Source organism: Lysobacter niastensis (assembly GCF_031457115.1).
Taxonomy (GTDB): Bacteria; Pseudomonadota; Gammaproteobacteria; order Xanthomonadales; family Xanthomonadaceae; genus Lysobacter_J; species Lysobacter_J niastensis_A.
On record NZ_JAVDVY010000003.1, the window covers coordinates 283,399 to 306,344 of the forward strand.

Annotated in this window: 21 protein-coding genes; 11 read left to right on the forward strand and 10 right to left on the reverse strand. The window is 66.6% G+C overall.

Annotated features, from left to right (window positions below):
• Nucleotide 1 precedes the first annotated feature (1 nt).
• Nucleotides 2-709 carry a DNA alkylation repair protein gene (locus J2X06_RS15960; protein ID WP_310064117.1) on the reverse strand — a complete coding sequence of 236 codons (708 nt, stop codon included), beginning with the start codon at nucleotides 707-709 and terminating at the stop codon, nucleotides 2-4.
• A 211-nt stretch (nucleotides 710-920) separates the two neighbouring features.
• On the opposite strand from J2X06_RS15960, the gene J2X06_RS15965 reads away from it, so the two are divergent.
• A complete protein-coding gene (locus tag J2X06_RS15965; RefSeq protein ID WP_310064119.1) occupies nucleotides 921-1,907 on the forward strand; it encodes an NAD-dependent epimerase/dehydratase family protein in 987 nt (328 codons plus the stop codon).
• A gap of 41 nt (nucleotides 1,908-1,948) precedes the next feature.
• Here J2X06_RS15965 and J2X06_RS15970 read toward each other — a convergent pair whose 3' ends face one another.
• Nucleotides 1,949-2,215, reverse strand: a complete 267-nt coding sequence (locus J2X06_RS15970) for a DksA/TraR family C4-type zinc finger protein (protein ID WP_310064121.1) — start codon at nucleotides 2,213-2,215, stop codon at nucleotides 1,949-1,951.
• Nucleotides 2,216-2,480: 265 nt separating this feature from the next.
• Between J2X06_RS15970 and J2X06_RS15975 the strand changes: the two genes are divergently transcribed.
• Nucleotides 2,481-3,761 carry a hypothetical protein gene (locus tag J2X06_RS15975; protein ID WP_310064123.1) on the forward strand — a complete coding sequence of 427 codons (1,281 nt, stop codon included), beginning with the start codon at nucleotides 2,481-2,483 and terminating at the stop codon, nucleotides 3,759-3,761.
• 57 nt (nucleotides 3,762-3,818) lie between these two features.
• Here J2X06_RS15975 and J2X06_RS15980 read toward each other — a convergent pair whose 3' ends face one another.
• A complete protein-coding gene (locus tag J2X06_RS15980; protein ID WP_310064125.1) occupies nucleotides 3,819-5,252 on the reverse strand; it encodes a M20/M25/M40 family metallo-hydrolase in 1,434 nt (477 codons plus the stop codon).
• Nucleotides 5,253-5,364: 112 nt separating this feature from the next.
• On the reverse strand, nucleotides 5,365-6,594 hold the full coding sequence (locus tag J2X06_RS15985; RefSeq protein ID WP_310064127.1) for a CapA family protein: 1,230 nt from the start codon (nucleotides 6,592-6,594) through the stop codon (nucleotides 5,365-5,367).
• A gap of 141 nt (nucleotides 6,595-6,735) precedes the next feature.
• Between J2X06_RS15985 and J2X06_RS15990 the strand changes: the two genes are divergently transcribed.
• From J2X06_RS15990 to J2X06_RS16000, 3 genes are all read left to right on the forward strand, one after another.
• The gene (locus J2X06_RS15990) at nucleotides 6,736-7,125 is read left to right on the forward strand and encodes a BlaI/MecI/CopY family transcriptional regulator (RefSeq protein ID WP_310064129.1); all 390 of its coding nucleotides are present in this window, start codon (nucleotides 6,736-6,738) and stop codon (nucleotides 7,123-7,125) included.
• On the forward strand, nucleotides 7,118-9,016 hold the full coding sequence (locus tag J2X06_RS15995) for a M56 family metallopeptidase (RefSeq protein ID WP_310064131.1): 1,899 nt from the start codon (nucleotides 7,118-7,120) through the stop codon (nucleotides 9,014-9,016). Before J2X06_RS15990 ends, J2X06_RS15995 begins: the two co-directional genes overlap by 8 nt.
• A 148-nt stretch (nucleotides 9,017-9,164) precedes the next feature.
• The gene (locus tag J2X06_RS16000) at nucleotides 9,165-10,163 is read left to right on the forward strand and encodes a cupin-like domain-containing protein (protein WP_310064133.1); all 999 of its coding nucleotides are present in this window, start codon (nucleotides 9,165-9,167) and stop codon (nucleotides 10,161-10,163) included.
• A 21-nt stretch (nucleotides 10,164-10,184) separates the two neighbouring features.
• On the opposite strand, the gene J2X06_RS16005 is transcribed toward J2X06_RS16000, so the two are convergent.
• On the reverse strand, nucleotides 10,185-10,670 hold the full coding sequence (locus J2X06_RS16005) for a hypothetical protein (RefSeq protein WP_310064135.1): 486 nt from the start codon (nucleotides 10,668-10,670) through the stop codon (nucleotides 10,185-10,187).
• A gap of 293 nt (nucleotides 10,671-10,963) precedes the next feature.
• On the opposite strand from J2X06_RS16005, the gene J2X06_RS16010 reads away from it, so the two are divergent.
• Nucleotides 10,964-11,947 (forward strand): tetratricopeptide repeat protein, encoded by a 984-nt coding sequence (locus J2X06_RS16010; protein ID WP_310064137.1) that lies wholly within the window; start codon nucleotides 10,964-10,966, stop codon nucleotides 11,945-11,947.
• Nucleotides 11,948-12,109: 162 nt separating this feature from the next.
• The gene (locus J2X06_RS16015; protein WP_310064139.1) at nucleotides 12,110-13,648 is read left to right on the forward strand and encodes a phospholipase D family protein; all 1,539 of its coding nucleotides are present in this window, start codon (nucleotides 12,110-12,112) and stop codon (nucleotides 13,646-13,648) included.
• 47 nt (nucleotides 13,649-13,695) lie between these two features.
• Here J2X06_RS16015 and J2X06_RS16020 read toward each other — a convergent pair whose 3' ends face one another.
• Nucleotides 13,696-15,090 (reverse strand): pyridoxal phosphate-dependent decarboxylase family protein, encoded by a 1,395-nt coding sequence (locus tag J2X06_RS16020; protein WP_310064141.1) that lies wholly within the window; start codon nucleotides 15,088-15,090, stop codon nucleotides 13,696-13,698.
• Nucleotides 15,091-15,604: 514 nt separating this feature from the next.
• On the opposite strand from J2X06_RS16020, the gene J2X06_RS16025 reads away from it, so the two are divergent.
• Together J2X06_RS16025 and J2X06_RS16030 are read left to right on the forward strand one after the other, a co-directional pair.
• Nucleotides 15,605-16,207 (forward strand): MEDS domain-containing protein, encoded by a 603-nt coding sequence (locus J2X06_RS16025; RefSeq protein ID WP_310064143.1) that lies wholly within the window; start codon nucleotides 15,605-15,607, stop codon nucleotides 16,205-16,207.
• A gap of 291 nt (nucleotides 16,208-16,498) precedes the next feature.
• On the forward strand, nucleotides 16,499-17,794 hold the full coding sequence (locus tag J2X06_RS16030; RefSeq protein WP_310064145.1) for a vanadium-dependent haloperoxidase: 1,296 nt from the start codon (nucleotides 16,499-16,501) through the stop codon (nucleotides 17,792-17,794).
• A 64-nt stretch (nucleotides 17,795-17,858) separates the two neighbouring features.
• Here the strand turns inward: J2X06_RS16030 and J2X06_RS16035 are convergent, their stop codons facing one another.
• The 3 genes from J2X06_RS16035 to J2X06_RS16045 form a co-directional block, all read right to left on the reverse strand.
• Complete coding sequence (locus J2X06_RS16035; protein WP_310064147.1) at nucleotides 17,859-18,314, reverse strand: PaaI family thioesterase; 456 nt, start codon at nucleotides 18,312-18,314, stop codon at nucleotides 17,859-17,861.
• A 75-nt stretch (nucleotides 18,315-18,389) separates the two neighbouring features.
• Entirely contained in the window at nucleotides 18,390-19,304 is a 915-nt protein-coding gene (locus tag J2X06_RS16040; RefSeq protein ID WP_310064149.1) for a dienelactone hydrolase family protein, read from the reverse strand.
• A gap of 98 nt (nucleotides 19,305-19,402) precedes the next feature.
• On the reverse strand, nucleotides 19,403-21,010 hold the full coding sequence (locus tag J2X06_RS16045; RefSeq protein WP_310064151.1) for a winged helix-turn-helix domain-containing tetratricopeptide repeat protein: 1,608 nt from the start codon (nucleotides 21,008-21,010) through the stop codon (nucleotides 19,403-19,405).
• A 606-nt stretch (nucleotides 21,011-21,616) separates the two neighbouring features.
• On the opposite strand from J2X06_RS16045, the gene J2X06_RS16050 reads away from it, so the two are divergent.
• Entirely contained in the window at nucleotides 21,617-21,787 is a 171-nt protein-coding gene (locus J2X06_RS16050; RefSeq protein ID WP_310064153.1) for a hypothetical protein, read from the forward strand.
• A gap of 224 nt (nucleotides 21,788-22,011) precedes the next feature.
• Here the strand turns inward: J2X06_RS16050 and J2X06_RS16055 are convergent, their stop codons facing one another.
• Entirely contained in the window at nucleotides 22,012-22,386 is a 375-nt protein-coding gene (locus tag J2X06_RS16055; RefSeq protein WP_310064155.1) for a hypothetical protein, read from the reverse strand.
• 205 nt (nucleotides 22,387-22,591) lie between these two features.
• Between J2X06_RS16055 and J2X06_RS16060 the strand changes: the two genes are divergently transcribed.
• Nucleotides 22,592-22,942 carry a hypothetical protein gene (locus J2X06_RS16060; RefSeq protein WP_310064156.1) on the forward strand — a complete coding sequence of 117 codons (351 nt, stop codon included), beginning with the start codon at nucleotides 22,592-22,594 and terminating at the stop codon, nucleotides 22,940-22,942.
• Nucleotides 22,943-22,946 lie beyond the last annotated feature (4 nt).

A 22,946-nucleotide genomic window follows, 5' to 3' on the forward strand; every position in this document is an offset into this window, starting at 1 on the left:
CTCAGGCGGCTGGCCGTTTGCGAGCCGCCTTTGCGAAATCCCTCAGCGCATCCTTGCCGATCCAACGCGCGGTCGCATCCGGCGATTGCGCCAGTCGCTTGGCCGTCGCCAGCGCCGCGGCCTTGAGCTTCGGGCTGCGGCGCCGGCCGATCGAACGCAACGCCCAGCTCACGCCCTTCTTGACGAAGTTGCGCTCGTCACCGGCCTCGCGTTCGATCAGCGACAGCCCTTCGATGAATTGCGCATCGGCCGCTTCGCGATCGTGCAGCGCGAGACTGGCGAGCAGCGCGAAGCCCGCGCGCTTGGCGTACTCGTCGCGACGACCCGCCCACAGCGCCACCTTCTTCCACGCATGCGGCGAACGATCGAACAGGGCGAAGCACAGCGTGTCGCAGATGGCCCAGTTGTCGAAGTCGCGGCACCAGCGGTCCATCTGTGCGGATGTCAGCCGGGCGGGCTCGCCGACATAGGCCGCCAGCGTGCGTGCCTCGTACCACCCCGTTTCCCACAGTGCCTGCGCAAGCGCCTGATCGCGCCCCAGGCGCCTGGCGAGTTGCTGGATGTTGGCCATGGAGACGCCGAAGGCATGGTCCGATGGGATCGCGTAGCGCGCCATCCCTTCCAGCGTGGCCTTCGTGGCGTGTCGCTGGAGCCATGCGAGGGCGGCATCGACCTGTTCGTCGATAGACGGCTCGACAGGTATCAGCATGGGACTCGCCCCCTTCATCGGCGGAGCGGGAACCGCGCTTTCCGTCCTGGCGCTGGTGGAGGTCCTGGCCATGATGCCGACTCCGGGAGTATCAGTGCATCGATGTTAGCGACGCTCGGCCGCCCACGCTGCCTGATCCCAAATGGCTCCCTGCGCCGGACCCGATGCCCCCTAGAATGGCCCTACCCCCCCGCGAGCCAAGGTTCCCCTCATGAGCATCCTGGTCACCGGCAGCGCCGGCCATCTCGGCGAAGCATTGATGCGGACGCTGCGGGCGCAGGGGCGTCCGGCGACGGGAGTGGACCTCGTGCCCTCGCCCTACACCGACCGTGTCGGGTCCATCGCCGACCGCGCCTTCGTCGATCGCGTTATGGCCGGCGTTCACGCGGTCGTGCACACCGCGACGCTGCACAAGCCGCACGTGGCCACGCACTCGCGCCAGGATTTCCTCGACACCAACGTCACCGGCACGCTCAACCTGCTGGAAGCCGCTGCCGCCCACGGCGTGACGGCGTTCGTGTTCACCAGCACCACCAGCGCCTACGGCGACGCGTTGACCCCGGCCGACGATGCGCCCGCCGCATGGATCGACGAGAACGTCGCCCCCGTCGTCAAGAACATCTACGGCGCGACCAAGCTGGCGGCCGAGGACCTTTGCCGCCTGTTCCACCGCAACCAGCGCCTGCCGTGCCTGGTGCTGCGTACCTCGCGCTTCTTTCCGGAGCCGGACGACAGTCCGGCCAAGCGCAACGCTTTCGTCGACGCCAACCTCAAGGCCAACGAATTCCTGTACCGCCGCGCCGACGTGCAGGACATCGTCGACGCCCACCTGCTGGCGATCGAACGCGCGCCGCAGATCGGCTTCGGGCGCTACATCCTCAGCGCCACCACGCCATTCACGCGCGACGACCTGGCCGAACTGCGCGCCCATGCCCCTGCCGTAGTGTCGCGCCGCGTGCCCGGCTACGAGGCCGAATACGCACGCCGCGGCTGGCGCGTGTTCCCGGGCATCGAGCGGGTCTACGACAACACGCTCGCACGACAGGAACTGGGTTGGCGCCCAACCTACGACTTTGCCCATGTGCTGGATCGCCTGCGCGCGGACGAAGATCCGCGCAGCCCGCTGGCTCAAGCGATCGGGGCCAAGGGATACCACGCCGGGGCGTATTCGGACGGTCTGTATCCGGTCGAGAACTAGCGGGCCACGCGTCTGGATGGCGCGCTCCCACTTCGGTCGCCTCAACGAAGCTGACTGTCCTTGCTGCCACGCCGGTTGTAGCCGCTCTGGCCGGACTGCTCCTGGTCGTGGGCTTCCTGACAGGTGATGCACAGACGCACGCCCGGCAGCGCCTTGCGCCGCGCCTCGGGGATGGCGGCGTCGCATTCTTCGCAACGGGTCAGCCCCGGCCCCTGCGGCAACTGACTTCGGGCGCGCTTGATCGCGTCCGAGATGGTGGCGTCGATCTGGTCCTGCACGGCGCCGTCGCCTGCCCAACCTGTAGCCATGACGGTCTCCGGTGTCACTGAAGATGGGCGGAGGATAGCGTCGGCCGGCTTAACGGGACTTTGCCCGCGCCGGCCGTCCTCTCCGGCGCCTCCTCTCGCCGGCGCATTCGACCGCTTGTCCAGCACTTGCGTCGCGAACCCCTCGCGGCGCGCAGAGCGCACACCTCGTCGCGCGACTTCCCCTACGCTGCCTGCGGCCGGCGATCGCCGGCCGCTCCTGTTGTCCATGGATCTGCTTCGCGGAGAAGAAGTCATGACACGGTTGATGCTCATCCTTGCCACCCTGATCCTCGCCGCCCCTGCCCTCGCATTCGCAGGCAAGCCGGTAGCGCCGAAGAACACGACACCCTGGCAGACGCCGCAGTATTGGCCCTACGCCATCGGCGACCAGGCGCCGAATCTCTCGGACCATTTCGTCATCCACTACACCGATGCCGGCGACCTCGCCATGGCCGTCGAAGTACTCGGTCATCTCGAAGGCGCCTGGCACGACCAGATCATGGTCAACCATGCGCTGCCACCGCTCAGCGACAACGGCATCGCGCCGCCCAACGGCAAGCTCGACGTCTATCTCTGGCGCGGCATCGACACGCTGTACGTCGATTCGGTCACCGATAACCCCTCGACCTGGTGGGACGACGCGGCGACCTACATCGTTCTGGATCCCTGGGGCAAATACGGCGCTACGTTCGAGGAGCGCCGCGCCAACATCTACCATGAGTTCCGTCACGCCAGTCATCAGGCAGCGACCGACTGGTGGGAAGACTTCCCCATCTTCGAAGCCGACGCCACGTTCTGGGAAGCACGCAAATACGGCTTTGCACGACTGCCCTTCGCCTGGGTCGATTTCCAGGCCAGGCCCGACTGGAGTCCGTTCCGCGACGACGCCTTCCGCACCTGGTCGATGTACGGCGGCGCGCTTTACTTCGACTACGTGAGCCGACGCCACTTCAACAACAGCCTGGGCTTCACCAACGAGATGTGGCTGCTCAGCGTGAATCCGCCGGGGGCCGAGTTCGACCCGAGCAAGAACGAGCCGGACTTCATCGACGCGCTCGACCAGTTGCTTGGTGAAAAGGGCACGACGTTCTTCGATTCCATCGTCGGCTTCACCCGGGCGCGCTGGTACACGGGCAGCCGCGCGGCCGGACAGAACTTCTTCACCGCCGGCGCCGTGCTGGCCGAGGTGACGCCGCGCATCCACACCCGCGGCGGCGGTTCGCCGAAGAGTTCGGTGCGCGTCGACGCGCAGATGCTGGGCAGCGCCTTCATCACGGTGGTGCGCGGCGCGGCCGATCCGATCGAGCTCAATGTGTCGTTCAAGGCAGGCGGACAGAACACCGCAAGGTCCGTCGTGCAGACCGTGGGCAACGGTTCCGCCGATGCCGTGCTCAACCTGGCCTCGGGCCCTGCCCGCCTGCGCTTCGGCGCCAATGGCCGCGCCACGATCGCAGTCACCATCCTGCCCGGCCCGGGCATGACCTACGACCCGGATCTTGCCGACGACACGCAGTTCTCGACCGAACTGGTCTTCGATCGCCCCTGATCCAGCCGATCAGGCTATGCGGGACGGAGGTCGACTCCGTCCCGCATTGTTTTGCCCTTACCTGCTTGCCGACACCGGCGCCGCGTCTGCGTAGCGCTTGACCAGCTGATACAGGAAGCGGCGGCCGTCGAGCAGCGATTCGACGCGGATACGCTCGTCCAGGCCGTGCGCGTGACTGCCTTCGGCATCATGGAACATGCCGGACACGCCGTAGGTGGGGATTCCGGCCGCATTGAGGAATCGGCCGTCGGTGGCGCCGGTCGCCATCGTCGGCACGATCGCGACGTGGGGCCAGATGCCGTCGGCGACCGCGCGCACCGGACCGAGGATGTCGGCCCCCAACGGCGGTGGCACGGTCGATTGCCCGAGTTCGCCCACCGGCGCGACGCGGATGGCCGGATCGGCCAGCACGCGCTCGATCGTCTGCTGCACCTGCACGACCGGCACGTTGGGAAGGATGCGGCAGTTGACGTTGGCGGTGACCTTCTGCGGCAAGGCATTGGGCGCGTGGCCACCGTCCACCATCGTGGCGATGCAGGTCGTGCGCAGCATGCCGTTCCAGCCCGGGTTGACGTCCCACAGTCGCGACGCGGCCGCTTCATCGGCCGGGTCGCGCAGCACCGCGCGCATGTCGGCGGCCACGGCCGGCGCCGCCTGTTTCGCCTGCGCCTCGAAATAGCCGCGCACCGCTTCGTTGACCGCGATCGGAAACTGGTACGCGCCCAGCCGCGCCAGCGCCGCGCTCATCTGCACGATCGCGTTGTGCTTCTTTGGACGCGAGCTGTGACCGCCCTCGTCGCTGATGGACAGCTGGAAATCCTGATAGACCTTCTCGCCGGCCTGCACCTGCAGCGTCGCCGGTTTGCCGCTGGCGTCCAGCTCGCCACCCGCGCCTTCATTGAGCGCAAACCCGGCGTCCAGCACGTCCGGCCGGTTGGTGGTGAGCCAGCGCACGCTGTTGAAGATCTCCGGCGTTTCTTCGCCACAGGTCAGCGCCAGCTTGATCCCACGATTGGGCACGTAACCTTCCTTCCGATAGCGCACCAGGCTGTCGGTGAACGCCGCCGCCATCGCCTTGTCGTCGCTGGCACCGCGCGCATAGAACCAGCCGCCCTCTTCGACCAGCTTGAACGGATCGCGCACCCAATCCTCGCGCCTGGCTTCGACCACATCGATGTGGGCCAGCAGCAGCAGCGGCTTGAGGCCAGCGTCGCGTCCGCGCAGCAGCGCCACCAGTGCGCCGTCCTGCGGACGATCGGCCGGCGCCAGGATCTGCGCGTCGTTCGCCGGAAGCCCCGCAGCCAACAGCCGTGCGCGCATCGCTTCGGCCGCCTTGGTGCAACTGCCGGACGAGCGCGTCGTATTGATCTCGACCAGTTCCTGGTAGAGCGCGCGGAACGCGGGCTCGGTCGGATCGGCCGGCGTCGCCGCCGAAGCCGCGCCCATCGTCATTCCCAGCGCCATGACGGCGCCACATACCCGCTTTGCCATTGCCCCACCTGTGAACTGGATTTGGATCGATGTTACGACGCTGGCGCGTTGGACGGACCGCAGGGACGGCATGACTTCCGCCACAGGCCATGGACGCAGCGCACATTCCGCCCTAGGCGCACGCCACCGAGAAATCGCCATCTTCCCCACGCAAGGCACGGCAGCCGAAGCGGGCGTATTCGCGCTCCAGCCTGGCCAGCAGCCAGCGACGGTCGTCATCGCCGGCGCGGTTGACGCGAAAACCCTGCACGCGCGTTGGCACCAGCTCCAGTTCCAGCAACTTGCCGCTGACGCCATCCAGCGAGGGGAAATACATCAGTCCCAGTTCCCCGCGGTAGGACTCGTGGCCGGTGATGCCTTCGTAATCGTTGAGGAAGTCACCGCAGCCGTAAAGGATCAGGTGCCCGTGATGCACTTCGAGCGTGCGCGGATGATGCGACGAGTGGCCATGCACGAGGTCCACGCCGGCCTCGTCGATCAGCGCATGGGCGAAGGCGCGCTGCCCCGGTTCCAACTCGTAACCCCAGTTGTCGCCCCAGTGAAGCGAGAACAACACCCGGTCGCCGGCCTGCCGGTGGCGTGCGACTTCGGCGGCAATCGACGACACCGTCTTGTCGGACAGATCAGGCAGTCGCCAGACGCCGGGGCGGTCGGGTTCAGCGTCCCACGACTCGGGCACCCCCGAATCGTCGGTGGCGGCGGCGAACGCCAGCACGCGCGCGCCGTCGGGCAGCGGCAGGATCGCAGGGGCTCGTGCCGCGGCCCGGTCGGCGCCGGCTCCAGCGCTCGCGATGCGCAGGCCGCGCAACGTGCGCAAAGTTTCCAGCAGTCCTTCGCGCCCCCAATCGAGCACATGGTTATTGGCCAGCACGCAGCAATCGATTCCCGCGGCCACGAGACTCGGGGCATTGCGTGGATGCATGCGGTAATGGATGCCCTTGGGCCATGGCTGGTCGTTGCGCGTGATGCTGGTTTCCAGATTGACGATGCGCAGTTGCGGTTTGTGCGCGGCCAGCGCGTCGAGCGCGTCTCCCCACACGTAATCGAAATTCGCCGGCACCGGAATTTCGGCGCCGCGGCGTCGCGCAAGTTCGAGGTAATCGCGCGCATCGCGCACATAGGTTTCGTGCAACCTGGGATCGGAAGGCTGCGGAAGGATCTGGTCGATGCCGCGCCCGAGCATGACGTCGCCACACAGGAACAGGCGCACGGATCGGGCCTGGGGCGCGTCTTTCGCCGGCTTCGACTGGCGCTTCACCAAGCCTGCAACCGCCGCCGTCCCCGCCATCGCGCCCAGCACGATGCCGGTCGAGCAACGCAGAAAGCGCCTCCGGTCCTGCATGGGCCGATGCTAACTCCGCGAGCATCAGCGGCGGCTGACGGACCATGACTTTCGACATAGACAAAAAGGTCTAGACAAAGACGTCTACTTGATCTAGCTTGAGACCCACGCCTGGGACACAGGGCCAACGAGGACATCCGAATGACCAGGAAGGCGACCAAGCCGCCCAAGCCGACCGCCGCCGAGCTCGACCTGCTTCGGGTGATCTGGAAGCTCGGCCCGTCCACCGTGAAGGACGTGCACCAGGCCCGCCTGCGCGAACGCCCCGACCTCGCCTACGCCAACGTCCTGCGGCTGATGCAGGTGATGCACGGCAAGGGTCTGCTCACCCGCGACGAAAGCCAGCGCTCGCATGTCTATGCCGCGGCGCATGCGCGCGACGCCCTGCAGACCAACCTGCTGCGCGACCTCATCCAGAAAGCCTTCGCCGGCTCGGGCAAGGACTTGGTACTGGCTGCCCTGAGTGGGCACGTCACCGACAAGGAGCGAGCGGAGATCAGGCGCATCCTCAAGGAGAACGGCGATGACTGATCTGTCGATGACGGAACTGATGCAGGCGCTGGTTCCGGTTCTGGGACGCGCCTTGCTGCACTTCCTGTGGCAGGGCGCGATCATCGGCCTGCTGGCCGCTGCAGCATTGCAGTTGCTCCGCAACGCCCTGCCGCAGACGCGTTATGCCGTCGCATGCGCGGCGTTGCTGGCCTGCCTGCTGGCGCCGGCGATGTACATCGTCGCGCATATCGGTATCACGCCCGATGTCGTTGTCCCCGCATCGATGGCGGCGCCGGCTGTGTTCACTGCACTTGTCGCGCAACCGGCACCATCGATAGACGCCTGGTCAATTCGACTGGATTCCGGCCTGCCGTTCATCGTCGCGCTGTGGGCCGCAGGCGCCTGCGTGCTGTCGCTGCGCATGGCCATGGGCGTGGCCTGGCTCGGCCGCCTGCGCGCCACGCCACAGGGCCCGGCCCATGCCGCATGGCAGGCACGACTGGACGCCCTGTGTGGAGTGCTGGGACTGCATCGCCCGGTCGCATTGCGCCTGGTCGATGCCATCGACTCGCCGGCTTCGGCCGGATGGTGGCGGCCGGTGGTACTGCTTCCCACCGCGTTGATCGCCCGCATGCCCCATGAACTGATCGAGGCACTGCTGGCGCATGAACTCGCCCACATTCGTCGCCACGACTATCTGGTCAACCTGATGCAGGGCGTGGTGGAGGCGCTGCTGTTCTATCACCCGGTGACGTGGTGGCTGTCGCGCCAGATCCGCAACGAACGCGAACACATCGCCGATGGGCTGGCGGTCGAGGCAACCGGCGAACCGCGCCGGCTCGCGCTCGCCCTGTCCGAACTTTCCGAACTGCTGTCCCAACCGAACCAGTCCAAAGCGCATCACACGTCATTCCATCTTGCGCAAGCCGCCCACGGAGGCCACCTCATGTCCCGCATCGAAAAGCTCGTTCGTCCGGATCGCAAGTCCAACGGAGGCCGCCTCGCCTTCCCTGTGCTTGGCCTCGCCGCTGCATGCCTGGCCTTCTATGCCCATGCCCAGGTCACCAAGCCCGCTGTGATCACGCCCGCCGTCGTCGCGCCCGCGACGGTGAAGCCATCCGCCGCCCAGTACTCGCAAGCCGTGGCGAAAGCCGGATCGGGAAACACGATCCGCCTGCGCGATGACTCGCCGCAGGACGCCTATGCCCTGATCCGCAAGGGTCAGCACGGTTTCACGATGTCCGGCTCCTCCGACGATATCGACGAGATCAGGGCCGCCCAACACAGCCTGTCGGAGGACTTCATCTGGTTCCGCCGCGCCGACAAGGCCTACGTCATCGTCGATCCGGCCATCGTCGCCCGCGCCCAGGCGGCCTGGCGCGACAGCGACAAGCTCGGCGCCAGCATGGAGGCGCTCGGACAGCAGATGGAAACGCACGGCGACAAGATGGAAGCGATCGGCGAGCAGATGGAGCGGTTGTCCGAGCAGCATGGACAAAGCGCCGCCATGGAGGTCGCGTCGCAGCGCATGGAAGCTTTTGGCAAGCAGCAGGCCGCACTCGGCGCGAAGCAGGCGGCACTGGCAGCGTCGATGGCCACCGGCGATGAAGCGCAGCAGCGCTCGCTGGATCGGCAGATGGATGCCCTGTCCAGGCAACAGGACGCATTGGCGCGACAGATGGACGAGCAGGCCAGGGTATTGGATGCCGAATCCGATCGCATCGAAGCACAGATGAAGCCAATGGAAGCCCTGAGCCGGCAGATGGAAGAAGCGAGCAAGCCGATGGACGCCCTGGGCAAGCAGATGGACACCTTGGGCAAGCAACAGGAGAAGCTGGTGGAACAGGCTGAGCGCGAAACGCAGAAGCTGATCTCCGAAGCGATGGCCCAGGGCCTCGCGCGTCCCGTGCCAGGCAGCACGAAGCGATAACAGGCGCGAAGGGCTCGTGCTCGCGCGGGCCCTTCGCCATGTCGCGGTGAAGCCGGCCATCACCGCATGCAAGCGCGTTTCGCGCCGCAATAGGCCACAGGCCGACATTCCGATAGCATCCCGACAAGCCCTTCGCCTGATCCGACGCATGCCCGCCGCCATCGAGGAACTCCGGCTCACCGATCCCGCCATCACGCTGGAGCGCATCGTCGATGGCGCGCGACCGCTCGTGTTGCGCGGGTTGTGTCGCGACTGGCCGCTGGTGCAGCTCGCCCTGCAGTCGGATACCGCGTTCGCGCAAGGCCTGGTCGCCCATGACAACGGCACACCGATCGATGCGCTATTGATGCCGCCCGATGCGCACGGCGTCGTCGGCTACAACGCGGCGATGGACGGCTTCAACTACAAGCATTTCCGCGTGAGCGTGACCCAGGTGCTGCAACGCCTGGCGTCGTACAGCCGGCAGGACGACATGCCGGGCCTGGCGATGCAGAGCGCGCTGATCCAGACCAACCTGCCCGGGTTGCTGGAGAGCCATTCGATTCCTTTCCTCGACCCGGCCATCCAGCCACGCCTGTGGATGGGCAACCGGGTCACCACGCCTGCGCATTTCGACAGCTCGCACAACCTCGCCGTCGTGGCGTGCGGGCGACGACGCTTCACGTTGTTTCCTCCCGACCAGGTTAAAAACCTGTACGTCGGTCCGCTCGACTTCGCACCCACCGCCGCGGCGATCAGCCTGGCGCCGCTGGATGCCGTGGCCGATGCCCGTTACCCGCGCCTGCGCGACGCGCTGTACAACGCGCAGGTGGCCGAACTGGAACCTGGCGATGCGATCTACATCCCGCCGGTGTGGTGGCACCACGTCGACTCACTCGAACAGCTCAACGCGCTGGTGAATTACTGGTGGCGCCCGGCAGCGTTCCCGGGCCACGTCGCCGAACCGGGACTGGATGCGCTGCTGCACTGCATCCTGGCATTCAAATCGCTGCCGCACGCCGAGCGCGATGCGTGGAAGGTCCTGCTGGACCACTACGTCTTCAGCGACGAGGATCCCGCGGCGCACATCCCATCCTCACGCCGGGGCGTACTGGGCCCACTGACGCCGGAGATGGTGGCCAGGCTGAAGCAATTGATGGCCAAGTAACCCGCCCGCAGTTTCAGCGATTCACCGGCGCAGCGCCCGCCGCGCGAACAGCACGCAGATGACCCCGAACACCATGTGCGCGACGATGCTGGCGCTGATCCAGTCCAGGTGCTTGAACGAGGGCGACCGGCCCACGCGCGACAGCGGCATCACCACGAAATTCATCATCACGTACAGCACGACGCCGTAGAGCGGGCCATGGAGCCAGGGCCGGCGAAGCAACGCTGGCACGCGCCGGGCCACCAGCGTGTACGTCACCACGAACATCGTCGCCATGAACACATGCAGCGCCGCGCCCAGCCAGGCCGAAGTCAGGCCGCCCTCATAACTGCCCTTGCCGAGTACGCCGACGGCGATCGTCTGGAATACGCGCGTCAGCCCTTCCTGCGTCCATGAGAACCACAGCGTGGTGGCAAAGGCGATGTCGCCGATGGCCACAAGCAGCCCGCCGAGCAGCACCTGCCGCCACGCGATGGCGGCCGGCTGGGAAACGCTTGGGTAGGACATGGTCGATCTCCCGAAGGTTCGTGGAATGGGGACGGCGATCGTCGGATCGGCCGGCTGTTGACGCGAGTATCAGGCATGTGGGGCGCGTGCCGGTGGCCCCCCGGCCATTGCCACTGGCACATGCCCGGAACGGGACCGGGTTTACACTGTGCTTGGCCCACTTTGCTGCCCGCCGGCAGCGGGGGTTGCTGCGAATGTTCCCCTGGCTTCTCGCGTTGGCCCTGACGGTTTCCGCGCCCGTACCCGCGGCGGTCGCGTACCCCGCGCCGGTGCCCGCCCCACCGGAACAGGTCATGGCGATGCCGCCCGCATTGCAGGCACGCCTGCACGACGAAGTGCTCGCCGACCGGCCCTCGCCATCGCAGCGGCTCGAACGCCTGGCGCACTTCATGTTCGATGCGCAAAGCGGCTTGGGCATGACCTACCAGGAAGACGCCACCTACACCGTCGCAGGGGCCTACGACACGCGAAAGGCCAATTGCCTGGCCTTCACCATGCTGTTCCTGGCGCTGGCTCGCGAGGCAGGGCTGGACGCCTATCCGCAGGAAATCCTGCAAACGCTGTCCTGGCACCAGGATGGGGACATCGTCTACCGCAACAGTCACGTCAATGCCGTCGTGCGCATAGGCGCGCGCCATTACACGGTGGATGTCGCCGGAGACTCGGTGATCGCGCGAGACCAGCCCATTCCCGTGTCCGACGCGCGGCTGCTCTCGCACTACTACAACAACCTGGCCGTGGAACTGCTCGCGCGCAAGCAACCCGAGTCCGCAGCGCAGTACATCGCCACGGCCCTGCAACTGGATCCATCGCATGCGCCGCACTGGAGCAATGCGGGCGTGATCCGCCTGCGCAACGGAGACGCGCGCGCCGCCGAGGACGCCTACGAACGGGCGCTGGCCCTGGAGCCGGACGAACCGGGCGCGCTGTTCAACATGGCGGGGCTGGCGCACCGGCAGGGCGACAGTCGGCGCGAGGCCGAGTTCCGCAAGCGCCTGGACGCCGTCCAACGGAGGGACCCGTTCTATCAGGTCCTGCAGGCCATCCAGTACGAACGCGCCGGCGATTACCCTGCGGCGATCAGGCATTACCGTCGCGCGATCCGCCTGCACCCGGACGAACACCGTTTCTACTCCGCCCTCGCCCGCGCCTACCTCGGCGCCGGCGATACGCGCCGCGCCGCGAAGGCGCTGGCTCGCGCCCAGCACCTCAGCGACGGCGAGCAGCGCGCCGCCTACCGCGCACAACTGGACCACCTGCGGCGGGTATCGAACTGACCGGACAGGAGGGCAGCCGCGGCTTCCTCCCGGCCGAGATCGACCGCTTTCACCGTTGGGGCAGACATCGTGGCGGGCCATCAACCGCGTGGGCGCAATGGACGCAGCCCCTGCTCCGGGTCGGAAGTGACCCTCCGTCTGGAGAAAGGATCGCGAATGCCGATGGCATGGCTTGGGTGGATATTGCTGGCCGTGGTCGTCCTGGTGCTCAGCGGGCTGTTGCTGGCCAATCGGCTGACGCCACGGGCCACCGGTGCGCCGGCTAACACGCTGCCAATGCAGCCCGCACAAACGCTGATCGACCGCGAGCTTGCCGCACACCTGGAAGCGCACCCGGGCCAAACCGGCGCCGCCATGCTGAACCACGGATTGGAGGCGTTCGCCGCCCGCGCCGCCAGCGCCCGAGCGTCGGGGCGCAGCCTGGACCTGCAGTACTACATCTGGCACGACGACCTGGTGGGCAGCCTGCTGGCGCGCGAGGTGCACGACGCCGCCAGTCGAGGCGTGCGGGTGCGGATGCTGCTCGACGACATCAATGCGCACGGACTCGATCCCGCCCTGATGGCGCTGGACGCACATCCGAACATCGAAATCCGCCTGTACAACCCGTTCCGCAACCGCGCCGGGTTGTGGCGGCTGGTGGAAATGGTGCAACGCGTCTTCAGCATCAACCACCGCATGCACAACAAGGCGTGGATCGCCGACGGACGCGTTGCGGTGGTCGGCGGGCGCAATATCGGCAACGAGTATTTCGATGCCCACGAATCGGTGAACTTCCGCGACCTCGACCTGGTGATCGCGGGGCCGGCCGTGGCCGAAGCCAGCACCATCTTCGACCGCTTCTGGAACAGCGTGTCGGTGGTGCCGATCGCCGCCCTCAGCGACCCGGATCCGGAGGCCTTGCGCGCCTACCTGACCGGCACCGCAGATCGGTCCAACACCGCCGCAGCCCAGCAGTACCTGCAGCGGGTCTGGTCCTCGCTGCAGCAGGGACTGCAACAAGGGCATGGGCTGCACTGGAGCGACGGCATCCACGTCGCCTCCGATCCGCCGCAAAAGACCCGCCGCGGCGACCGCAGCCACTGGCTGGTAGAACGTCTGGTCGCGCAACTCCATACCAGTCGGCGCGAGGCCTTGTTGATCTCGCCCTACTTCGTGCCCGGCGATGCCGGAACCGATGCATTGGCGACGCTGGCGCGCACAGGCGCCCACGTCGGCATCGTGACCAACTCACTCGCCGCCAACGACGTGCCGGCCGTGCATGGGGGCTACATGCGTTACCGCGGCCGCCTGCTCGATAGCGGCATCCGGTTGCACGAAATCCGACGTAGCGGCCCGCGGTCAAGCGGGCTGTTCGGCAGCAGCGGCGCCAGCCTGCACACCAAGGCCTTCGTCATCGACGGCACGCGTGGGTTTGTCGGCTCGTTCAACCTCGATCCGCGCTCGGCGACCCTCAACACCGAGATGGGCGTGCTGTTCGAGGATCCGATACTGGCCGAGTCGCTGCGCCAGGAGTACGAGCGGCTGGCGAGTCCCGAACTCAGCTACCAGGTGATGCGCAACAGCCACGACGGCCGGTTGCAATGGATCGACGCCAGCGAGTCGCCGCCACGCGAGTTCAGCCACGAGCCCGATGCCGGCGTGACGGCGCGCGTCACGGCGCGCGTGCTGAGCTGGCTGCCGATCGAATCGCAGCTGTAACCGCCGCTATCAGGCGGTAGCGGCATCAGGCCCTGCTTCGGAAAAGATCAACCGCGCTGCAATGCGCGAAACACCTTCATGATCGCGTCCGCACTTCTGGCGACGTCTTCTTCCGACGTCGCCCAGTTCGATACCGAGATGCGCATTGCCGCCCGGCCGTGCCACGTGGTCCCTCCGAGCCAACAGGTGCCGTCCTGTTGAACGCCCGCGATGACCCGGCGGGTGGTGTCCTCGTCGTCGGCAAAGCGGACCAGCACCTGGTTCAGCACGACGTCGTTGAGGATGCGCACGCCGGATTCCCCGGACAGGATTTCGGCCACCTGGTTTGCCCGCGCGCAGCAACGATCCACGAGGTCTCCCACGCCATCCCGGCCCAGCGCGCGCAGCGTCGCGTAGACCGGCACGCCGCGTGCACGCCGCGAGAACTCGGGAACCCAGTCGACCGCATCCCGCTCGGTCCCCTGGGTCTGGATCAGGTATGCCGCAGTGGACGTCATCGCCGCACGGTGGTCTTGCGCATGGCGGACGATGGCCACGCCGCTGTCGTAGGGCACATTGAGCCACTTGTGCGCGTCGGTGGCCCAGGAATCGGCCAGTTCGATGCCGTCGGCCAGCGCCGCGTGGCGGTGGCTGGCGCGCGCCCACAAACCGAACGCACCATCGACGTGCAGCCAGGCCTGGTGCCGCTGCGCGATCGCGCCAATCTCGCGCAGCGGATCGACCGCACCGGTGTTCACGTTGCCCGCCTGCGCGCAGATGATCGTCGGGCCCTCTAGCGAGGCCATGAGCCCGGCCAGGCGGTCGGCGCGCATGCGTCCCTGTTCGTCGGCCTCCACACGTTGAATGGCCCTGGTGCCGAAGCCGAGGTAGCGCAGGGCCACGTCGATCGTGATATGGGCCTCGGCCGACGCCACGATATTCACGCGCGGCGCACCGTACAGGCCATCGGCCTCCACGTCCCAGCCGGCGCGGCGCAGCATGCCGTGACGGGCCGCGGCCAGGCAGGTGAAGTTGGCCATCTGGCAGCCGGTAACGAAGCCCACACCCGACTCGCGCGGCAGGTCGAACAGGTCCAGCAACCATCCGGCCGCCACCTCCTCCACCACCGCTACCAACGGCGAGATCACGTAGATGCCCGCGTTCTGGTCCCAGGTCGACACCAGCCAGTCGGCCGCCAGCGCGACCGGGTAGGCACCGCCGATCACGAACCCGAAATAGCGCGGCGAACTGCACGCCGCGGTCCCGCGCACCGCCTGCGTCGCGAGCAGGTCGATCACCGCCTCGCCGGCTTCGCCCCCCGCCGCCAGCGGAGCGCCGAGGGCAGCAAGCAATTCGTCGCGGGTGGCGGATGCGTCGACGTGCCGGTCCGGAAGTTCGCGCAGGTATTCGAACGCGTGGTCATGGGCCCGTTCCAGAAGCGGGCCGAAGGGGGTGGCGGTCATTCCGGACTCCTGCATGCGCGAGGACGGGCAACAGTGTGCACTCTCCCCGTGGCGCGCCGGTAGCCGTCCGGGATACGGCACCCGCCTGTCCCGAGACTGAAGAATTCAGCTGGACCGTTCGGATTTCACGCAACGTTTCTTTACGAAATCACCGACACCCGGCAATAGTTTCCGGCATGAGCCGTGCAGACACCCGCGACACCACCGCACCGGAAGTGGAGGAGGTCGCCATCGAAGTCATCGAAACCGCGGACGTGCTCGGGGGTTTCCTGTGCACGCCCCGGACGGCTGTGGAAGACGAGGGCATCCTCGTTTCCCCGCGCAACCGTCGGGCGACGAGGTGTCGGCCGGATATCGGAGTGCATACTGGTCCCGGCACTAGGCCGGATGGGGTGCTGGCACCTTGTCCGGGACATCGCACGTCCAGGGTCCGATATCCGGCCCGGCTCACGACATCACGCGTCGCTGGCAACTCCACAGGTCCAGATTGTCCGATCGAGGAACGCAGAAAACCATGACCCACCGTGCCGCATCCAGCGATGCCCCCGGGCTCGAATCCACGAACGGTCATGCATTGCATGTCTACGACAACGAGAGTGTCTTTCTCGACACGCTGGAAGGATTCGTGGCAGGTGGCTTGCGCCGCGGCGAGGCGGTGATCGTAGTTGCCACATCGGCGCACCTTTATTCGCTCGACTACCGCCTTGGAACATCGCCTGTCGATATCCAGGAGCTTCGGGACGACGGCAGCTTCATCTGCATCGAAGCGGACACCATGCTCGCGAGCCTGATGGTGGATGGCCGTCCCGATGAAGCCTCGTTCAACCGCAACATCGCGCAACTCGTGGAGAAGGCGCATGCCGGCGGCCGCCGGGTGCGGGTGTTCGGCGAAATGGTCGCGCTGCTGTGGCATCGTGGCGAACACGAGGCCACCATCGAACTGGAGCGACTGTGGAACAAACTGTGCTCGAGGCTCGAATTCTCGCTGCTCTGCGCCTACCCGCGTTCGGCCGAATCTGCGCAGGCCTTCGGCTCGGTCCGCGAGCAGCACGATAGCGGCCAGCACGACAGCAGTCGGCACGACTGCAGCCAGCCCCAGCCTGCGACCGAGACGTAGCCGGAAGCAGGCTTCAATCGCAGGGCACCTCCCGCCTCGCATCGAGCGGCCATCGGCGCTGCAGCCTGCACCTGCATGGGGGACGGGTGAAGTTGAGCGGAACGACGCCTTCATCCCGACAAGCCGATTTCAACGCGGTTTGCCGCGCAATTGCGTGCGCCGATCGCGCCGGGGCATCACCCCACCCGCCTGGCAATGCTGACCGAGGCACCAGTTGAGCTCCGTTTGTTGCTCATGCCGCGAGCTTCGCGGTCGCGCCCGCGCGCGATAAACACTGCCAGGAGTACTCCAATGAAGGTCCGCTCTGCGCACATCCCCCGCTCCGTATCCCGCCGCTGGTTGCTGGCCGGCGCCGTGGCGCTGGCACTGCCCGGCCCGGCGCTCGCCGATGCGGTTACCGATTGGAACGCCATCACCAACCAGCTGGTCGGCTCGGCGGGCGGCCCGCCCCAGCAGTTCCGCATCTTCGCGATCGCACAGATCGCCGTGCACGATGCACTGAATTCCATTGACCCGCGTTACAGGACGTATACGTCGGTCGGTGCGGCCAATCCGAATGCCTCACCGGAAGCCGCGGTCGCGCGCGCGACGGCCGACGTGCTGCTTGCCACGCTGCCTGCCAGTCAGGCCGCCGCCATCAATCTGGCGTATTCCAACTATCTCCTCACCCTGCCTTCCTGCCCCGTCGCGGCGCCGACCTGCATCACCGATGGCGAAGCCGCCGGCTCGGCGGCAGCGGACGCCATCCTCGACATGCGCACCCTGGACGGGTCCGAAACCCCGCACGTGCCTTACACGCTCGCCCCGGGCGTGGGCGTGTACCAGCCGACGCCTCCGACACCGGCACCGCCGGCACCCTTCCCGCAGTTCGGCGGGTGGGGCGACGTCAAGACGTTCTCTCTCAGCAACGGCAGGCAGTTCGCCTCCGGCCGCACCGACTTCTTCAACATCAAGGGCAAGACCTACACAGCCGACTACGACGAGGTCAAGGAACTGGGCTCCAACGCGGTCCGCAGTGCTGCCCCGGATTCCGAAGAGAGCCTGATCGCACGCTTCTGGTCCGGCGGCGGCGGCAACTGGAACGCCGTCCTGCGCGCCGCTGCAAGCCCGATCGATCTCGACTTGTGGGAGCGCGCGCGCCTGTTTGCACTGACCAACATCGCGGTGCACGACGCGGTCGTCGTGACATTCGGTGTGAAGTACCGCAACAACTTCTGGCGACCGTATACCGCGATCCACTGGGCCGACGACGGCAACCCGGATACCGAGCCGGATCCGGACTGGACGCCCTATGTCGTCACGCCTCCCTACCCTGACTACCCGTGCGGCCTGCCGAGCGTGGTCGGCGCCGGCACCGAAATACTGCGTGAGTTCTTCGACACCGACGAGGTGCCCTTCACCTTCACCGCGACCGGCCTCCCGCCCAGCGTGACGCGCACATACACGAGCCTGTCGCAGGCGGCGGCCGACTCAGCTTCGGCACGCGTGTACAGCGGCATCCATTTCCGCACCGGGTGCGAGATAGGCGTGCGGCAGAGCCAGAAGGTGGCGCAGTTCGTGTTCCGGCACGAATTGAAGCCCCGGTAAGAGGGCTCATCGGAACGGCGCAGCAGCGCGCCTGCTGCGCCGTTCCTTTCGACGCTCGTCTCGCCTACGCTGGCAGGAACTTGGGGATCCCCAGTTTCAGGCCCTTGCCTGGCAGCGCCATCAGCGTCGACGTCCCGTGCGCGACGAGTTCCCCGGCTTCGTCCAGCACGCTGGCCTCGGTGTAGCTGATCTGCCGGCCGGCGCGCAGGCAGCGGCCTTCCGCGCGCAGATGCCCTCGGGTCACCGCTTTCAGGTAGTTGAGCTTGAGATCGACGTTCACCAACCCGGCGTCCTCGGGCAAGCGCATGAAACCCGCCCAGAACGTGGCGGTATCGATCAGTGTGGCCAGTACGCCGCCGTGCACGATGCCGAAAGGCTGAAGGTGGCGTTCGCCGAGGTCCAGTTCGATGCGGCAACTGTCGAAGTCGAGCGCCGCGATCCTCATGCCGATCAGGTGCGGGTAAGGCGCTTCGCGGACGCTGTCCTGCAGGGCCTGGATATACGCGGGATTGGGAGTCATGGAAGACCTGTGATCAAACCGGGAAGGCGGCCCAATGTGGCCGACCCCGAACGAAGTTGCCAGCCCTGGCCCATGTCACGTCTTGCCCTTCTCCTTGCGCAGCGTGCGGTTGAACAGTTCCAGCGACCGGCGCCACGCCTCGCGCGCGGCATCCTCGTCATAGCGCGGCGTGGTGTCGTTGTTGAAGCCGTGCTGCGTGTCGGCCGGCTGGTAAAGCGAATAACGCACTCCCGCCGACTTCAGCGCCGCCTCGTAGGCCGGCCACCCGCCATTGATGCGCTCGTCGTTCGCGGCCAGCACGATCAGCATCTCGGCCTTGATCTTCGGCACGTCCTCCAGCGGCGCGGCACTGCCGTAGAACGGTGCCGCGGCGGCCAGGTCGGGCAGGCGCGTGGCCAGGAAATTGGCCATGCCACCGCCGTAGCAGAAGCCGATCACGCCCAGCCGGCCATTGCCGCCATCGATGTCGTCCAGCATGTCCGCGGCCGCGATGAAATCCTCGCGCGTCCTGGCCTGGTCGAGCTTCTGGAAAAGGGCGCGCGCCGCATCCTCGTCTCCCGGATACCCGCCCAGCGGAAACAGCGCATCCGGTGCGAAGGCGATGAAATTCTCCAGCGCCAGCCTGCGCGTGATGTCCTCGATGTGCGGATTGAGGCCGCGGTTCTCGTGCACCACCAGCACCACGGGTAACGGGCCGCTGGCCTTCGCCGGCCTGGCCAGGTAGCCGCGTGCCTTGCCGTAGCCCTTGGGCGAAGCAAACTCCATGTATCGGGTCGACAGACGCTTGTCATCGGCCTTGACCTGCTGCGCGGCCGCGAACTGCGGGCTCAACGCCGCCAGCAGGCTTGCCGCTCCCGTGGCGCCGACCGCGAAACGCGCCGCTCCGGCAAGAAAGCCGCGACGATCGATGTGGCCGTGCACGTACTGGTCGAAAAGCCGCAGCACCTCGGGGTCGAAATCGCTGGCCTTGCTACGGGGAGTGTTCGCCATGGAAGCCTCGCGCGGTTGGGTTGGACATCGGGTACTCGGATGCAGAGATTAACGGCAGCACCCGACAGGCGTCACCGCAGGGCACGTGGCGCCGCGCATCAGTCCGGCAACCCCGCCCGCGACATGCCTTCGGCGAGGAGAGCTGCGTCTTCCGGATTGCGAAATGGCGTCTTCGCCAGGAAATGGGCGATGGAGAACCCAGGTCGCGTTGCAAGGCATCGCCCGGCATGGAGCCTCGCCAGTTCCTCGTCTCCCCTCAATGCGTGGCAGGCGGCCTTCAGCGCGCAGATGCGGTAGGCGCGCCCCGGCAGATGGTTGAACATGGCCACCGCCTCGTCGTAACGATGCAGCAGCAAGTACGCCAGACCGTACTCGCGCCAGTACCACGGGACACTGAAGTAAGGATCGATGTCCCTTGCTCGCTGGAACCAGGCCAATGCCTCATCGGCCTGCCCGAGGTAGATCAGCATCATCCCCATGTCGGCCGCATTCCACTGGTTGGTCGGGTTGAGCTCGACCGCGCGTCGTATGTGCAGCGAACACAGGTCGAACTCGCGCCGCAGGTGGCAGACCTGGGCGTAGAGGGAATGACAGGTACTTTCGTTGGGATCCAGCTCCAGCGCCCGCAAGGCTAACGCATGGCCTTCGTCGAGCGCGTCATCGCATCCGATCGGTGCGTCGTACCACACGCCGTAACGCATTCCCGCCAGCAGCGAATGGGCCAGTGCGTAGCGGGCATCGAGCGCGATCGCCTGCTCGAACAGCTGGGCGGCCTCGGCCGCTGCCTCGGGATCGTCCCAGGGCAATGCATTGCCCTTCAGCACGCATTCGTATGCGGCGAGGCTGGCGGGTGGTCGGCGCCGGGTGCCCTCTTCGCCGCGGGCCCGCACGCGTCCTACCAGCGTGCTGACGATCGTGTGCACGACTTCGTCCTGCACCGTGAAGACATCGGCCAGTGCGCGGTCGTACTTTTCCGCCCAGACGTGGCTGCCCGCTTCGGCATCGATCAGCTGCGCGGTGATGCGGACGCGATCGCCCATGCGTCGGACACTGCCCTCGACGATGAAGCGCACCTGCAACTCGCGCGCCACCTGCTGCACGTCGACCGCCACGCCGCGAAAGCGGAACGACGCGGCGCGCGAACGGACGGCAAGCGAGCGCCAGCGCGATAACTCGGTGATGATGTCCTCGGTGATGCCGTCGCTGAAATAGGCCTGCTCCGGGTCGCCGCTCATGTTGGCGAAAGGCAGCACCGCGACCGGAACCGTCACGCCGTCGGCCGCGGCAGGCGACAGCGTGACCGCCTCGTCACCATCGATCTCGTCACGGTCGTTCGATCGCGTCGCGATCGGCGCTTGCGCCATCGCCGGCGGTGATGTCTCGTCGCTGCAGGTCACGGGTGCGATGAAGCGGTAGCCAAGCGCATGCACCGTCTGGATGTAGCGCGGATGCTCACTGTCGTCGCCCAGCGCCTTGCGCAACTGCGCGACCGAGCGGCTGAGCACGCCCGGCGTGACGAAACGATGGCCCCACACCATGTCCAGCAAAGCGTCGCGGCCCATCAGCTCGCCCCGGTGCTCCAGCAACTGCGACAGCAGCGCGAAAGCCTTGGGTTCGAGCGCCACCGGTTGGCCGTCGCGCAGAAGCTCGTGCTGTGCCGTCCGCAAGCGGAAACGGTCGAAGTCATAGCTCTGCGGGCCGTTCATGGGCGAAGACCTCCCACGGTGCATCAGCGTGCGGTCTGATCCATGGCCGGCCAGGACAGACCAGGTCGATGTGGCATCCGTGCCGGCAATGAGGGGCGAATTTTATCATTCGCGCTACAGCCCTTGCCCGGCAGCGCACAACATCCCTGCCCCGCTGTCCGCTCCACCGTCTTTCGCCCGTTGGCATGACGACAACGCGTACGTGCTTGCGTCATGCATCCGCGCTGGCGTTGAGTCTGATCATCGGCCCGTCTACGTGTCCAACCGCATCGAGGTGCTTTACCGGGGAAGTGCTGAAGATCGTGCCGCTCAAGCGGCTATAGCGGTAACGGACACGGCCGGGCCAGCTTCCACCGAAGCTGGCCCGGCTTCGTTTTGAACGCGTAAAGCTCCCGCATCGTCCGTCACCGGCATCTACGATCGAAGCGGCGCCATGGAATCGGCCTTCGTGCCCGCATGCCCTAACCCGTACGGGTGAGTCCTATCCGTGGTCTACGGCGCGTTCACCTTGTTAACCGAACCCGAGAACCCGCGCCCGTGCACGGACACCGACTCGCCACCTTTCTGCTCGCGCTATCGATGTCCTCGGCTATGGCCTCCGCGGCCATGACCGGGATGCTGGAATCGCTGGATATCGGAATGACGTTCTACGGCTGCGCCAATGCCGACGGCGAAATCGTCCTCGACTCGCTCGAAGAAAAAGTGCATCCGATCTGCCGACGCGAGGAAGTGCTGGTGTCCTGGCGTACGGACGAGCCCGCACTTGCACAAATGTAGGTTCCATTCGGACCGGATCAGCCCGCTCCACCGCCACTCTTGCCGAACAACGGCAGGCAGGCCTCCATGATCGCCGCGACATGACGCTCGTCGGTCCCGAAGCAACCCCCCAGCACCGAGAGTCCTGGCAGTCGAGGCTTCAGCTGCGCGTGCTCACGCGCGGGCTCGGCGGGTGGCCGCCTGGTCCAAGCCATTATCGACGGGCGTTCCCTTGGCGATCGGAGCTAGTACGGTTGTTTAAGCCAACTGATCGCTTCGGATTCCGATTCGAACACGTTCATCGAGAAACCAAAATTGCGGGCGGCGATCACGCCGAACCGCTCTGGATCGATGAACGCAGCAGGCATCACGATGGCCATGATGACCCGCCCCTCCGCGACATCCGCCCACTCGCGCACCATCTGGTGCCGCTCGGCAACGGAGGGCGGGTCGAACCCGCTGACGTGGGTGCCGACGATCAGCAGCTTGCCGATGCCCTCGTCCCGGGCCTGTGCGATCGTCCGCGCCACCAGCTGAACCGCCTCCGGAAAATTGAGGGTTCCAACCGGCCGCCAGACGGCGAAGCCATCCATTTTTTCCAGCGTTGTCGATTCGTCCACGGCATGCGAGGGGAATGTCGGAAGCCGAATACTACCGGTACGCCGTGGCGGACCGCTCAACATCGGGCTTGCCGGGCCCCATCCGCGACGCCGCGATGGCTCCGGAAGCGCTGATCTCATGGTCGACGCTGCCTTGCGCGTTGCACTCACGCCCGCGTCGATAGCATGGGACTCATCTCGCATGACATGCATGAAGGGAGACCCCATGAAGACCTTCCTCGCCATCTACACCGGTTCGCCATCGGGCATGGATGCCTGGAAAGCCCTGGATGCGACGCAACGCGCGGCCAAGGAGAAGTCCGGCAAGGAAGCCTGGATGGCCTGGGTGGAAAAACATCGGTCCGCGATCGTCGACGGCGGCGCTCCGCTGGGAAAGACCAGGCGGGTCTCCGCCGACGGCATCGCCGACATCCGTAACCAGATGACCGCATACACGATCGTCCGCGCGGACTCCCACGAAGCGGCGGCCAAGCTTTTCGATCAGCACCCGCATTTCACGATCTTCCCGGGCGATGGCGTGGAGATCATGGAGTGCCTGCCGATGCCGGACGTGTAAGTCG